The 14,775-nt window shown below is 59.4% G+C and carries 10 protein-coding genes; 3 read left to right on the top strand and 7 right to left on the bottom strand.

What is annotated here, in order from left to right; genetic code table 11:
- Nucleotides 1-80: 80 nt before the first annotated feature.
- Nucleotides 81-2,612 (top strand): methyl-accepting chemotaxis protein, encoded by a 2,532-nt coding sequence (locus IEI95_RS11380; RefSeq protein WP_194416439.1) that lies wholly within the window; start codon nt 81-83, stop codon nt 2,610-2,612.
- Between the two features lie 100 nt (nt 2,613-2,712).
- Nucleotides 2,713-3,732 (top strand): NAD-dependent epimerase/dehydratase family protein, encoded by a 1,020-nt coding sequence (locus IEI95_RS11375; RefSeq protein WP_194417281.1) that lies wholly within the window; start codon nt 2,713-2,715, stop codon nt 3,730-3,732.
- Nucleotides 3,733-3,808: 76 nt separating this feature from the next.
- Here IEI95_RS11375 and IEI95_RS11370 read toward each other — a convergent pair whose 3' ends face one another.
- From IEI95_RS11370 to IEI95_RS11340, 7 genes are all read right to left on the bottom strand, one after another.
- Nucleotides 3,809-4,972, bottom strand: a complete 1,164-nt coding sequence (locus tag IEI95_RS11370; protein WP_194416438.1) for a glycosyltransferase family protein — start codon at nt 4,970-4,972, stop codon at nt 3,809-3,811.
- Nucleotides 4,973-5,079: 107 nt separating this feature from the next.
- Nucleotides 5,080-6,315 (bottom strand): glycosyltransferase family 4 protein, encoded by a 1,236-nt coding sequence (locus IEI95_RS11365; RefSeq protein WP_194416437.1) that lies wholly within the window; start codon nt 6,313-6,315, stop codon nt 5,080-5,082.
- Between the two features lie 4 nt (nt 6,316-6,319).
- Nucleotides 6,320-7,528, bottom strand: a complete 1,209-nt coding sequence (locus tag IEI95_RS11360; protein WP_156535996.1) for a glycosyltransferase family protein — start codon at nt 7,526-7,528, stop codon at nt 6,320-6,322.
- A 105-nt stretch (nt 7,529-7,633) separates the two neighbouring features.
- Nucleotides 7,634-8,818 carry an ABC transporter permease gene (locus IEI95_RS11355; RefSeq protein WP_156535995.1) on the bottom strand — a complete coding sequence of 395 codons (1,185 nt, stop codon included), beginning with the start codon at nt 8,816-8,818 and terminating at the stop codon, nt 7,634-7,636.
- On the bottom strand, nt 8,815-9,813 hold the full coding sequence (locus tag IEI95_RS11350) for an ABC transporter permease (RefSeq protein WP_015917251.1): 999 nt from the start codon (nt 9,811-9,813) through the stop codon (nt 8,815-8,817). The genes IEI95_RS11355 and IEI95_RS11350 overlap by 4 nt, the downstream gene beginning before the upstream one ends.
- Nucleotides 9,810-11,690, bottom strand: coding sequence for an ABC transporter substrate-binding protein (locus tag IEI95_RS11345; RefSeq protein ID WP_156536029.1), 1,881 nt, complete (start codon nt 11,688-11,690; stop codon nt 9,810-9,812). Before IEI95_RS11345 ends, IEI95_RS11350 begins: the two co-directional genes overlap by 4 nt.
- A 38-nt stretch (nt 11,691-11,728) precedes the next feature.
- Nucleotides 11,729-13,615, bottom strand: a complete 1,887-nt coding sequence (locus tag IEI95_RS11340) for an ABC transporter ATP-binding protein (RefSeq protein ID WP_156535994.1) — start codon at nt 13,613-13,615, stop codon at nt 11,729-11,731.
- Nucleotides 13,616-13,826: 211 nt separating this feature from the next.
- Here IEI95_RS11340 and IEI95_RS11335 point away from each other — a divergent pair, with 211 nt between their 5' ends.
- The gene (locus tag IEI95_RS11335; RefSeq protein ID WP_234891141.1) at nt 13,827-14,771 is read left to right on the top strand and encodes a glycosyltransferase family 32 protein; all 945 of its coding nucleotides are present in this window, start codon (nt 13,827-13,829) and stop codon (nt 14,769-14,771) included.
- The last annotated feature ends 4 nt before the right edge of the window (nt 14,772-14,775 follow it).

Genomic DNA, 14,775 nt, shown 5'->3' with positions numbered 1-14,775 from the left:
TTGCTGCCTCAATCGCTCAACCAAACGCGCCAAAGACGCGTATCCGGCCAGGCGACATGGCTTTGGAGAAGCTGGACCCCATGTTCATAGATCGCTTGCTGTCGCGTTTCCGCATTCAGACCAAGGTATTGATTTTCATCCTTCCCTTCGTCGTCACCATCGGCGCGGTCGGCTTCACCGGTCTCTATGCCTCCGGCCTGCTTCAAGGTCGGATGGAGATTTCCAACAGCGTGCTGCAATCCTTGAGCGGATTTCGCGATGTGTCTATCGCGATGACGGAATTTCTCGACAAGGCCACAGAGCAAAGCCGCAATGCGGTCACCGAAAAGCTGAAAGAACAGCAGCGGGTGCTCAAGCGCACGCTGGATCAACTCGATGCCAATGCCGATGGCCGAAGCGAGTTGGAAAAGGCTTCGACCGCCGTCGATGGCGTCGTCAGCCACATGGGCACGCTTTGGTCGCTGCACGAAACGGAAGCCAACCTGATCAAGGATATGAACCAGGGCACCGCCAATATTGTCGCAGCCCAGAATGATCTGTCCGAGGCCATGAAGAAAGTGACCCTGTCGATCCAGGCTGACGAGACCGCCGCCAAGCAAATGCTGCGCGACGCCGACAAAATTGCACTGACCAGCGGTTTTCTGACGGATATCAATCGCAAATTCGGCAGCCTTCCAACCCCGGAAGAGAAATTCGACTACGTCGCGGCCAATCTCGCCGAAATGAAGACTCGCCAGCCACCCCTGGCCGCTGCCCTGCCGGAAAAGAACAAATCCGCTGCCCGGACCATCGAGACCATCATCAAGGATCTCGGCGACATGGTAACAGCAGGCGACAAATCGCCGGAAGTGGCCGAAGCCATGGCAACCAAGTTGCGGAATTTTACCCAGCTGTCCGCCTATCTCGGCCTTGCCGCACAACAGAAAATGAAGGATGCCACAGCCCGCTTCGGCGAAATGGACGTGCCGCTTGAAAAGGCGCAGCTGCTTTTGACCGACGGGCGCGGCCTGATCGATGCCGCCTACAGGTTCCAGATCACCACCGCCAGCTTCATGCTGGCACCGACCGAGCAGAATCTCACCAGCCTGCGTCGGGAATTCGCCGGGTTAAAAACTGCGCTCGCTGCACTTAAGGGCACATCCGGCACCTTTGGCCTCTATACGCCGCTTGAAGCCAAGCTGTCGCCCGCCATCGCCGTGATGGAAAAGGCCAGCACCGAGCTGGTCAAGATCAGCCAGGATCGTCAGACCAATTTCCAGACCGCCAGCACCGATCTCGACCGAATCTGGCAGCAGCTGACGTCTTTTGCTGAAATGCAAAAAATCAGCGCCGGGGAAGAACGCCGTGACGCCAATTCGATTTCCATCGGCGCCATGACCCTCGGCCTGCTGATTTCACTGTTTGCCGGTATCGGCCTCGTTCTGACCTTCAAGGGACCGATCGGTCAGATCACCGCCGCCATGCGCCGTCTGGCCGATGGCAAGCTGGACACTGGCATCAGCGGGGAAGCCCGCGTCGATGAAATCGGCGAAATGGCCCGCGCGCTCGGCGTGTTCAAGCAGAATGCGCTATCGAAGATCGAGATCGAGCAGCGCAGCGAGGCTGAGCGCAATGAAGCCGATGAAGAGCGCCGCCGCAACGATGCTGAAAAACAGGCCATCGACCGGCAGATCGAATTTGCCGTCAATGCCCTTGCGGGGGGATTGGGGCGGCTGGCCAGCGGCGATATCTCCGTCACCATCGATACGCCTTTCACCGGCCGTCTCGAACAATTGCGCGTCGATTTCAACACGTCGCTGCAAAACCTTCAGGACACGATGCGCCAGATCCGCGCCAATACCTATATGATTCAGCGCAATGCGGGCGAAATGACCGCTGCCGCTGATGACCTGGCCAAACGCACCGAACAGCAGGCCGCATCGCTGGAACAGACCGCCGCCGCCGTCGACGAGATCACCGTGACGGTGAAATCCTCAACCGAACAGGCACAGGCTGCCAACACCATCGTTGCCGAGACAAAAACCGCTGCCGATACCTCCTCCAAGGTCGTCGCCAGCGCCATCGATGCCATGGGCCGGATCGAAAATGCCTCCGGACAGATTGTCCAGATCATCGATGTCATCGACGAGATCGCCTTCCAGACCAACCTTCTGGCATTGAACGCCGGCGTCGAAGCCGCCCGTGCCGGCGAAGCGGGCAAGGGCTTTGCGGTCGTTGCCCAGGAAGTGCGCGAATTGGCGCAACGCTCGGCCAATGCCGCCAAGGATATCAAGGCGCTGATCAACACGTCGAGCACGGAAGTCGCCGCCGGTGCAAAGCTGGTACAGCGCACCGGCGAGGTTCTGGCAGAAATCTCAACGAAAATCGTCAGTGTTTCACAGCGGGTCGAAGCGATTGCACTGGCCAGCCGCGACCAGTCGACCGCCTTGGGCGAGGTCAATTCCGCCGTCAACGGCATGGACCAGATGACCCAACGCAATGCCGCCATGGTCGAGGAAACCAATGCCGCCACCCGCCAATTGGCCGACGAAGCCGATACGCTGATGGGTCTGGTTGATCAGTTCAAGCTCGGCGCCGACCCAAGAGAACGGGCGCAGATCAGAGCCGCCTGACCAGAATCAAATCAAGGCTTTTACCAGAACCCGCTTGACTTGCCGGGACAGCCGTTCCTTAAACACAACGGCTTCGTCCATCTGGAAAGTGAGTTCTCTCGTGCGCTATTTCATCACCGGCACCGCTGGCTTCATCGGCTTTCATCTGGCCCGCCGTCTACTTCAGGATGGCCATACCGTCACCGGCTATGACGGCATGACCGCCTATTACAATCTGAAATTGAAAGAAGCGCGCAATGCCGCTCTTGCCCAGTTTCCAAGCTTCACGGGCGTCATTGGCATGCTGGAGGATCGCGCAGCGCTTGAGCGGGCTGTGGATCAGGCCAAACCCGACGTTATCATCCATCTCGCTGCCCAGGCAGGCGTGCGCTACAGTCTCGAAAACCCGAAAGCCTATCTGGATTCCAACCTGATTGGGTCCTGGAACATTGTCGAGATCGCCAGGCAATTGCAGATCGGGCATTTGATGCTGGCATCGACCTCATCGATTTACGGCGCCAATCCGCAGGTTCCTTTCCGTGAGACCGACCGCGCCGACGAACCGATGACCTTCTATGCCGCCAGCAAGAAGGGCATGGAGCTGATGGCCCACAGCTACGCACATCTCTACAAAGTGCCGACCACGGCCTTCCGGTTCTTCACCGTCTACGGCCCCTGGGGCCGCCCGGATATGGCGCTGTTCAAGTTCATGAAGGCTATGCTGGCCGATGAAGCCATCGAGATCTATGGCGAAGGCAAGATGAGCCGCGATTTCACCTATATCGACGACCTGATCGACAGTGTCATCGCGCTGTCAGCCATTGCCCCCGGCGAGGAAAACCGAGTACGCGCGCCGGAAAACCTGGATACGCTCTCTCATAACGCGCCGTTTCGCGTCATCAATATCGGTGGTGGCCAGCCGATCGCGCTGATGGATTTCATCGAGACCATCGAGACCATCATGGGCCGCCCGACCAAGCGTAAAATGCTGCCGATGCAGCAGGGCGACGTGCCACGCACCTTCGCCAGCCCCGACCTGCTGGTAGCCCTCACCGGCCAGAAACCAACGACAACGCTGGATGTCGGCGTCAAGGCGACCATGGACTGGTATCTGGAACATTATCGCCAGCTTGGGTTGTGATAAGCGGGGCAATCATGCTTGGTTAAATAGCCTGCAAATACCTCACATCCATCAGAGATGTGAGGCATAAAGCCCCTCACCCCGCCTGTCGCTGCTCCACCAAATCCGTAACCAGCCGCGCCGTTTTCGCGGCACCGTTCAGCGAAACAGACAGTTTTTTAGGAAACTTCAATTTCAGCGCCTTGGTGATGGCCTTCGCCATGGCCTCGCCATTCAATCTGTCCTCGCCGATAACCACGGCCAGGCCCAGCGCTTGCAGTTTTTCCGCCCGCACCGTCTGCTCGGTTTCGCCGCCTGCCGCAAACGGCACCAGCAGCGCCGGACATCTGGCCCGCAACACATCGCAGACCGTGTTATATCCCGCCTGTGAAATCGACAGTTTGGCCTTGGGCAACAAGGCCGGAAAATCCGGGCGAAAGCGATAGAGTGCGACAGCGCCAGGCGCGCGCTGGGTAAAGCGCTCGTAATCGGCCTCAGGCAGGTTGGGTCCGGTAATCAGGCACCAGCGCAGCTGTTCACCGAGATCACCGCCGAGACTATCGCGGGCATCCAGCGCCGCTTCGATCAAGGCGGCACCGACCGCCCCTCCTCCTGCCGAAATGACGATGTCGAAGACCTCTTCTGCCGGTTCCGGCTCAGGGGCTGCAACAAGGCCGGTATAATGCAGCTTGTCATGAATGGTCTTTGCCAGCGGAAATGTCTCTTCCAGCTCGACGAATTGCGGATCGCCATGCACGAGAACGCCATCGAAATGGTCCTGCACCAGTTTGACGGTTTCCTTGTCGCGGCCGGGCTTGCGATTTTCCTGCAAAATGTCGCGCACCGAACTGAGCAGCAACGGCTTGGGATGCGTGGCCTTGATCGCATCCAGCAGCGGCAGAAGCTCGAAGCGCACCTGTCGACGTCCGAACGGAAAAGCCTCGATGATCACAACATCCGGGCGAACCGCCTCGAAGGCCGCCAACAACAATGCGGCACGGCTTGTCTCGAAACTGGCGTCGACCGGCTTGCCTTCGCTATCGACCAGACCGGCAAAGCCAGTCGCTGAGACAACGGCGGGCAATTGCACATGCTCGATACCCGGTCCAGGAAAGCCCTTGACCGACGTTCCGCCCGTCACCAGCGTGACCGACAATCCAGATTCTGCCATGGCCTCGGCCAATCGACTGGCCCGGGCCAGATGGCCGATACCCAGCAAATGCTGCACATAAAAGAATACCCGTTTTGCACGAAGGGTCATGCCCGTTTGCTCCTGGGAGATGTCTGCTTTTCGCAGAATGGCAAGACGCAGGCAATGCCATGCGCCGTCAAAGGCATATTTCCTGAAACCCGACCCTATGCAAGTGCTTATTGACGGCCAGAAAACAAGTCCGTCAGGTCACGGATGCTGTTGCGGTAATCGAAATCCCGCCGCACCTTGCCCTCGGCGGCGGATCCGAGCCGGGCGCGCAAGGCCGGATCACGCATGGCTTTCTCCAGCGCCAAAGCCAGCGCCTGCGCGTCATCTGGCTCCACCAGCAGTCCGTTTTCGCCTGTTATCAACAGTTCGGATATCCCCGAGACCGTGGTGCTGACCGGCATCAGCCCCTGACTTGCGGCCTCCACCAGCACATTCGGCAGGCCGTCGCGGTCGCCATCGGCGGTAATCCGGCAGGCAAGTGCGAAAAGGTCGCTGTCACGGTAATGGGTCAGCACATCGCGCTGGTCCATCGCCCCTTTCCAGGTGATGCGACTGGCAATGCCAAGCTGATCCGCCAAGGCCTGCAAGCGGGCCAGTTCGTCACCACCCCCGATATGGGTAAAGTGCCAGTTGAGATCGGCGGGAAGTGCGGCGAGCGCCCGCAGCAGCACATCGTAGCCCTTCTTTTTCACCGCACGGCCAACCGACAGCAATCGCAGTGGATCGGCGGGGGCAGAACCGTCACGTACCGGACGCACGCCCTCGAAATGCGGAAATCGATCAAGATCGAGCCCGTGATAGCTGAGGTGGACGCTGCCACGCCCATCGGCCAGAGCGCTCAACCGGTCGAAACCGACTTTCGTGCAGGTCACCACCCAGGCGGCATGGGCCAGCTTGTCGGCCAGATCCCAGCTTTCCGATGTCCAGATATCCTTGGCATGGGCCGAAACGCTGAACCCCCTGCTGCCAAGCAGGCTGGCATAAAAGGCGACCGAGGCGGGCGTGTGGATGAAATGCGCATGCAGCCAATCCGCCTTGCCAGGCCATTCGGCCACCAGCACCATGGCCTGACCAAGACGGCGAAACCGGTTGCGGGAGAAATCGCGCCGCAAATCCTGGAAAAACTGCGTGAGAACCGGGCGAAAACCGGGCAGACGCCGCACAGCCCATAGGGCTTTCAGCACGCGGAGCGGTTCTTCATGCAAATATTCCGGCAGATAATGGACCGGCGCCTGGATTTCATCATGCACGGGGTGGCGCTTCTTGTCGGTCGGGCGGCGCATGGCCACCAGTTCCAGCGCAAAGCCAGCCTGCTCCAGGCCCAGCAATTCCTGTGCGATAAAGGTTTCCGACAGGCGCGGATAACCTTTCAATAAAACGACGATCTTTCGAGGCTGCGACACGATCTTACCCTTGCACCACCGAGAACCGTCCGGCACCGCGCTCCTCCAGACAATCGGCAACGATGCGGGAAATGGCCGGCAGTCCCTCGAGATGCATGCCCGGTGCACTGACCGAAGGCGGATCGCGCTTCAACACGGCCTTGATCGCCTGGGCAAACGCCATGCTATCGCTGGATTGGTCGGGCAGGACCATGCTGACCAGACCCAATTCACAGGCGCGGGTGGCGCGGATCAACTGTTCCTCGCGCGGCTCGGTGCGCGGCACGATCAGGGCGGGCTTATCGAAGGACAGGATTTCACAATAGGTATTATAGCCGCCCATGGCCACCACCGCCTTGGCACCGGCGATCAGGTCCTCCATGCGGTTGTCGAATTCGATCATCGTCAGCTTCGGATGGCGCGACCCCGCCTCCATGAATTTCTGCCGCAAGTCGGCGGGCATATAAGGCCCCAGCACCACCAGGGCCTGCTGGTCCAGCGTCGGATCGGCCTGATAGGCGGCAATCACATCGCGCACCAGATCGCCGCCATCGCCACCGCCACCGGTGGTGACCAGCAGATAATCTTCCTGGGGCGAGTGATCCGACCGGGTCCCCGTCAGGGCATTGCGTTGCAGGAAGCCGACGAAACGCATTTTCGAGCGCAAGGCTGGCGGCGCGTCGATGCCGGTCAGCGGATCATAGAAATCCGGCGGCCCATAGACCCAGACATCGTCATAGAGCCGGGCGATCTTGGCCAGGACATCATTGCGCTTCCATTCCGCTTCCAGAAGATGCGGCGCATCCATCACGTCGCGCAGGCCGAGCACCAGTTTCGTGCCGCGGGTTTTCAGATAGGTCAGCGTGTCCTCCACCTCGCCGCGCAGGCCAAGCGGTTCCTTGTCGATGATGAACATGTCCGGCTCGAAACTTTCCGCCGTGTGGCGGATGATCGACTGGCGCATTTTCAACGTCTCATGCAGATCGATATGGCGATCCATCGAGGTATATTCGCCATTGCGCAGCTTGATGACGCTGGGAATTTTGACGAAATCGACCCGGGCGCGATAATCGAAGGCACCGGCAATCGTCGCGCCTGAAATGATCAGCACTTGCAGGCCCCGATAATCCTCCACCAGCGAATGGGCAATGGTGCGGCAGCGGCGCAAATGGCCGAGACCGAACGTGTCATGGCTGTACATGAGGATGCGGGCTTGCCCCAGTCGTCTCGACATGTGGTCAGTCTCTCCGAGAAGTGTCACTGCATGGAACCGTCAATCCGGACGGATTGAGCAAAAGCCATGGAAATGGATAAGGGTCGCCGTTCCTGTTTATAGCGATCACTTATATGGATCTGCGGCATCCCTAAGACCATCCCCTAGAAAATTGAAGGCAAGAATGATCACGATGACGGGAACGACCGGGAACAGCAGCCAAGGATAAAGTGCAATCACATTGACCGAGCGCGCCTCTGTCAGCAACACACCCCAGCTGGTAATTGGTGGACGAAGGCCAAGCCCTAGAAAACTCAGGGTTGTTTCGCCCAGGATCATGCCGGGAATGGTCAGCGTCGCGCTGGCAATCAGATGTGACATGAAGCCGGGAATGAGATGACGGCCGATGATGCGGGCGCTGCCCGATCCCATCATCTGGGCGGCCAGCACGTAATCTTCTTCGCGCAGCGCCAGCAGCTTGGAGCGCACCGCCCGCGCCAGCCCGGTCCAGTCCAACAGGCCGAGAATGAAGGTGATGCCGAGATAGACCAGCAGCGGGCTCCAGTCCGGCGGCATGATCGCCGCCAGCGCCAGCCACAGCGGAATGCTGGGAATGGAATGCAGCACTTCGGTAACACGCTGCACGACCATGTCGAACCAGCCGCCCCAATAGCCCGCCAGCCCGCCGATGACGATGCCAAGCACGAAACTGGTCATCACGCCCAAAAGGCCGATGGTCAGCGAAATCCGGGCACCATAGAGAATACGCGACAGCACGTCCCGGCCCAGCCGGTCGGTACCCAGCAGGAAGAAGGTGCCACCTTGCGCCGGACAGACCAGATGCCGATCACTGTCCACCAGACCCCAGAAACGATAGCTATCGCCCCGGCAAAAGAACCGCAGCTTCTGCACCTGTTGCGGATCTTCGGTATAGACCCGTTTCAATGTGTCCATATCCAGCGACATCGTCCGGCCATAGACGAAAGGCCCGACAAAACTGCCCTTGTCGAACAGATGCACGGCCTGCGGCGGCGCATAGATCTGATCGACATTACGGGTATGGACATTGTAGGGAGCCAGAAATTCGATGACGACAATCATCAGATAGGCCGCCAGCAGCAGCATGCCGGAATAATAGGCCAGTTTGTGCCGCTTGAACCGCCACCAGGTCAGGCGAAATTGCGAGGCCTGATCGATCGGTGAGCGTCGGGATGTGACCTCGTCCTCCGCCGCATAGGGATCGAAAGGCAAAGGCGAGACGTAATGCGGTATCGCGCCACCAGTGGAGGGGCCAGCGTGTGTGTCGCTCATTTGCTGCGCCCTCCCTGCAAACGGATACGCGGATCAAGCAGCGCCAGCGCGATATCCGAAATCAGCACGCCGATGACCGTCAGCACCGCCAGGAACATCAGAAACGATCCGGCCAGATACATGTCCTGGTCCTGGAGCGCCCGGATCAGCATCGGGCCGGTGGTTTCCAGAGACAGCACGACGGCGGTGATTTCAGCCCCGGAAATGATTGTTGGCAGGATGGAGCCGATATCGGAAATGAAGAAATTCAACGACATGCGCAGCGGATATTTGATCAGCACCCGAAACGGGTGCAGTCCCTTGGCGCGCGCCGTCATCACATATTGCTTGTGCAGCTCGTCCAGCAGATTGGCCCTGACACGGCGCACCATGCCAGCGGTGCCCGCCGTGCCGATGATGATGACCGGAATCCACAAATGTTCGAGGATAGACTTGAACTTGTCCCAGCTCATCGCCTGACCCAGAAAGCGCTGGTCCATCAGATGGCCGATGGAGATGCCGAACCAGATATTGGCGAAATACATCATGACAAGCGCCAGGATGAAATTCGGCACGGCGATGCCGATCAGGCCCAGCAAGGTCAACCCGTAATCGCCCCAGCTATACTGATGGGTGGCGGAATAGATGCCGATTGGAAAGGCCAGCAGCCAGGTGACGGCGATGGTGACGGTGGAAACCAGGATGGTCAGCCAGACCCGATCGCCGACCACATCGGCCACCGGCATACGATATTCGAAGGAATAGCCGAAATCGCCCTGCACAAAGCCGGTGACCCAGTTGAAATAGCGGATCGGCGCGGGCTGGTCGAAACCGTAGCGCGCCTTCAAATCCTCGATTTCCTGCAAATCGGCCTTTTCGCCGATGGCCCGCATTTCCTCGACATAGCTTTCAAAATAATCGCCGGGCGGCAGCTCGATAATGGTGAAGACCAGCATGGAAATCATGATCAGCGTCGGGATCATCACGGCAATGCGCCAGAGAATATAGCGGATCATGTCGCATCCTCATCATACCAGAATGTATCCGGCATATAGACGCCGAGTTGGGAGGTCGGGACGAAGCCAAACAGGCCTTTTTCCGGCAGGTTCCTGAGCTTTCGCGATTTCACCACCGGCTGCAAGGCGGAATTGACGATGCCGATGGTAAAGACCTGATCGGTATAGAGCCGCAGCATGTCATGCCAGATCGCCGTGCGTTCCTCCAGCAGATCGGACTGCCGCCAAGCCCGAAACAGGTCGAGCAAGGCCCGCGCCTCGGCAATTTCCGGTGCCCGACCATCGCCGCCGCCTGACAGCGTGTGCAGGCCCCAAAGCGGCCATTGCAACTGATCGTCACTGGTCGGAGCCAATTCACGTGGCGACATATCGGCGGTCGGCACGCCATTGTCCAGTCCCTGCCAGACGGCCATCACCGTTTCGCCATTGGTGATGCGGCGGCGAAACAGCTCGCGATGCGAGATATGCACGAAAAGCCGGAAGCCGATCTTGCGGAAGTGATCGGTAATCAGCTCCAGCACGTCGGAATCGAAGGAGCTTTCCCCGGTGCTCTCGACAATCAGCACCGCCTCGCGCCCGTCCGGCAACAGGCGAAGGCCATGCCGGTCAGGGCGCTCAAGGCCCGCCTCATCCAACAGCGCATTGGCCTGATCGGGGTCAAAACCGGCCCAGGCATCGCGATATTCCGGCTTGAACAGCGGGCTTTCAGGCAGGATGGCATTGGCCGAAGCCTGGGCCAGGCCGAAAAACACCGCCTTGTTAATCTCTTCGCGGTTGATGGCCAGGGACAGCGCCCGGCGCACCCGAACATCGAGCAGCACCTGACGCCAGACCAGATCCTTGCAATTCAGGTTGGGCATCAGCGCGATGCGCGCCCCTTGGGTGCGCTTCCACAGATCGACCTTGATCGGATAGCGTTTCTCGGCGTTTTTCAGGAAGGTATAATCGGCAAAATCCAGATTGGTGAATTGCAGATCGCTTTCGCCCGTGCCGGTCTTGGCTGATATCAGGTCGCCGGAACCAACGCCCATCACCACCTTGTCGATATAGGGTAGCTGCAAGCCGTTCTCGTCCACCCGGTGATAGAAGGGATTACGCTCGAAGATGAACTGGCCCGATGGCGGCGCGGTCCGGGGAAGCCAGGCATCCAGCGTCGGCAGGTCAGGATTTTCCGGGCGCACGATGCGCGACATTTTCTGATGCAGCGCCACCCAATCCTGCACGCCGTTTCGTTTGGCCAGCTCCTCCAGCTTTTCCTTGGCCTGGTATTTGTGGTGGAACTGCTTGAGATAGGCGGCAGGCATCATGATGCGGGTTGCGGTCGGGGCGGCAAGCTCGGCCAGGAAATCCGGATTAGGGTCCTCCCAGGTATAACGAACGGTCAGCGCGTCCAGCACCTCAAAGACCGGTTCCTTGTCATTGACCCGGAAAACCGTCGGAATTCCGCCCTTGTGAAGCTTTTTGTCATGGAACATGTCTTCCCAGACATAGCGGAAATCCTCTGCCGTAAACGGCAAACCGTCCGACCAGCGATGGCCGTCGCGCAGGTGGAAGGTAAAGATCCGCTCCTCGACCACCTCGAACCGTTCCAGCAGATCCGGCTGGAAATTGAAGTCGAGATCATAGCCGATCAGCCGACAGTAACAATTGATCGGCATATATCTGATATCGCGCTGGCCGCCGATCAACATGCGGATCGTCCCGCCATAGCGTCCGGGCGCTCGCTCAGGCCCTTCAAGGGGCACGACACGCGGCACTTTCGGCAAGCGTTCAGCCATTGGCGGCAGTTGGCCAGCCTCGACCTTGGCCTTCAGGAGGTCCGGTTCCACTGGGCTGGGAGCCGCAAGAAGCGGACGCGGCAGCAAGGCGGCGGACATCAGCGCAAGCGCCCGACGGCGCGTAAGGTGGTGGCGGATCACGAGCGCAACTCCCTTGCATCCACCTCACGGCGGGCCAAAACCAGATGGCCACCACCCAGATCGGCATGGGCAAGCGTCGCCGGATCGCCTTCATCGTGAAAATGCCTGGCCCAGCGCTTTTTGGCAGCCCGCGACGGTTCTCCGATCAAGTTGAAATCCATCGGATGATCCAGATTGGGCAGCGGCACCGCCGCCAGCAATTTCTTGGTATAGGGATGGACCGGATCGCGCATGATCACCTCGCAAGGGGCAATCTCGACAATACGGCCCGCATACATCACTGCCACCCGGTCGGCCATGTAATTCACCACGGCCAGATTGTGGGAAATGAACAGATAGGTCAGGCCAAGCTCACTCTTCAAATCCTTCATCAGGTTGAGGATTTGTGCCTGCACAGAGACATCCAGCGCCGAGACCGGCTCATCGCAGATGACAAGATCCGGCCCCAGTGCCAGCGAGCGGGCAATGCCGATCCGCTGCCGCTGCCCACCGGAAAAACTATGCGGATAGCGGCCCAGCGCCGTCTCAGGCAGGCCAATCGCATGGATCAGCCGGTTGACCAGATCCAGCCGAGCGGCCCGGTTGCCACGATCATGAATTTCCAAGGGTTCGCTGATGATGCCGCGCACGGTCATGCGCGGAGACAGGGAAGAGACAGGGTCCTGGAACACCATCTGAATGCGAGTGCGCAGGTCTTGCAGCTTTGATCCTTCAGCCTTCAGCATATCCAGCGGACCATCGGTGCCATGATAGACAGCCGTGCCGTGATCAGCCGTGACGCCGCGCATCAAAATCTTGCTGAGCGTGGTCTTGCCGCAACCGCTTTCGCCGACCAAGCCTAAGGTTTCACCGCGAAAAATATCGAAGGAGACGTCGTTGACGGCCAGCGTCGGCGCAGTCGGGCGCGAGAAAAACCCGTTAGAGCCCTTGGACTGGAAGGATTTGGAAATATTGCGCACCGAGAGCAACACGCCATCGCCGCCGGACGGCACACGACACTTGTCCATCAATCGTCCGGTATCGACGCGGATTTCCCGAAGCGGTTTCAGGCGCTCATTGCGGTCCATGTCGAAATGCGGCACCGCCTGCATCAGGCCCTTGGTATAGGCATGTTGCGGCGCGCTGAAAATTGCCTCAACCGGGCCGGATTCCATCACTTCGCCGCGATAGATCACCACCACTTCATCAGCCAGACTGGCGACGACACCGAGATCATGGGTGATCAGCAGGATCGCCATGCCAAGCTTTTCCTGCAATTCCTTCAGGAGTTTGAGGATCTGCGCCTGAATGGTGACATCAAGCGCCGTGGTCGGCTCATCTGCAATCAGCAGCGCCGGATTACAGATCAGCGCCATGGCAATCATCGCCCGCTGGCGCATGCCGCCGGACAGCTCGAACGGATACATGGTTGCCACACGGGCCGGGTCGTTGAACCCGACCAGACCCAGCATTTCTTCCAGCCGTTCCTGGCGCTCACGCGGCGAAAGCGCGGTGTGGACCCGCAGCACTTCCTCAATCTGATTGCCGACGGTATGGACCGGCGAAAACGAGGTCATCGGCTCCTGGAAGATCATGCCGATCCGGTTGCCGCGAATCTGGCGGATCTGACGACCATCATAGGGCAAGGACAGCAGATCGACCTGGGCTGCCTTTTGCGGATCATTAAAAACAACCCGGCCATTGATCTGTGCCAGGTTGGACTCGATCCCCATGATCGAGCGACCAAGCACGGATTTACCCGACCCGGATTCACCGACCAGCGCCGTGACCTTGCCAGGCCGCAGCACCATGCTGAAAGACTTGACCGCCTGGATGCTTGCGCCCAACAGGGGAAAAGACACACTGATATTATCCACATAAAGCAGATCTGCGCATTCTGCCATGCGTCACTTTTCCCAACCCGTCTTATGACTTTGTAGGTACCGTATCTTAGCAAATCATTGATGTCTATCGCTGACACACATGCTTTAATCGCGACCCGGACATGGCTTTACGGCTTGCACATGTCAGTTTTTTATCGGTAGGACTGAAGACTGATAAAATGGACCTGTAATCGTGAGTCATGACCTTCCACCCCGACAGAAAAGTCGCGCCATGATTGCCCAAAGCCTGGAGCTTGCCCGTAAGCGGGAGCCTGAGGCGGCAAAAGCCATGCTGGATGCCCTGGCTGGCGACCATGGCTTGCTGGCGCAGGCCGAATTGGGGCCGGACACCGCCCTTGGCCTGCCGCGCAAACTGCATTCAGCCTATCTGAAGCTGGCCAAGATCGCGGGCGACCGGCTGCGGATAACCGGGCTGCAATATACATTGGCACCTCCGCCGGACCTGCTTTTGCCGTTTTCGCGCTTCAGCAGCGATGAGCGGCGAGATATGGCGGTGCTGAACCGCGTAGCAATGCCAAGAGTGCTGCACCAGATCTGGCTTGGCAGCCTTGCCCTGCCACCCGCCTGCCAGGCCTGGGCCGCCCACTGTGCCCGCAATGGCTTTGCCTATCGGCTGTGGCGCGAGGCCGATCTTGAAGCACAGGGGTTTGACCAGCATCCAAGCTTTAAAGCCATGCTGGCGCGTGGCGACTATCCCGGTGCCGTGGATGTGGCGCGCTATCTGATTCTTCAGCAGTGTGGAGGGATTTACCTCGATTGCGACTGGTATCCGGCCCGCGACGATATCGGCTTTGCCGATTGCCTGCCTCTGACCGGGCTTGCCGCCCTTGCCGAGGACACGCCGCGTCAGACCGGCCTTGGTAGCTTGCTGCTAACCAATTCCTTGATCGCCAGCCCGCCCGGCCATCCGGTCTTTGCGCGAATTATCGAGGCCATGCCGAAGGCCATGGCGCTGCTGCCGGATGCCCCCGCCTGGTGGTCCACCGGGCCGCTGCTGATGACCGTGGTGTTTCGAGGCACCAGCTTTACCGTTCCCGATTCCGGCTTTGTGGCCGCCAATCTGGAGCGCGGCGCGCCGTTTGCCGAGGTGGAGACGGCGCGGGATGCGGCCCTGGCCACGGATGGCGGATTGCTGATCGGCTGGAAATCCTGGTAGGTGC

It is taken from the genome of Agrobacterium vitis, assembly GCF_014926405.1.
Taxonomy (GTDB): Bacteria; Pseudomonadota; Alphaproteobacteria; order Rhizobiales; family Rhizobiaceae; genus Allorhizobium; species Allorhizobium vitis_H.
This window is presented reverse-complemented; position numbering and strand designations above follow the sequence as displayed.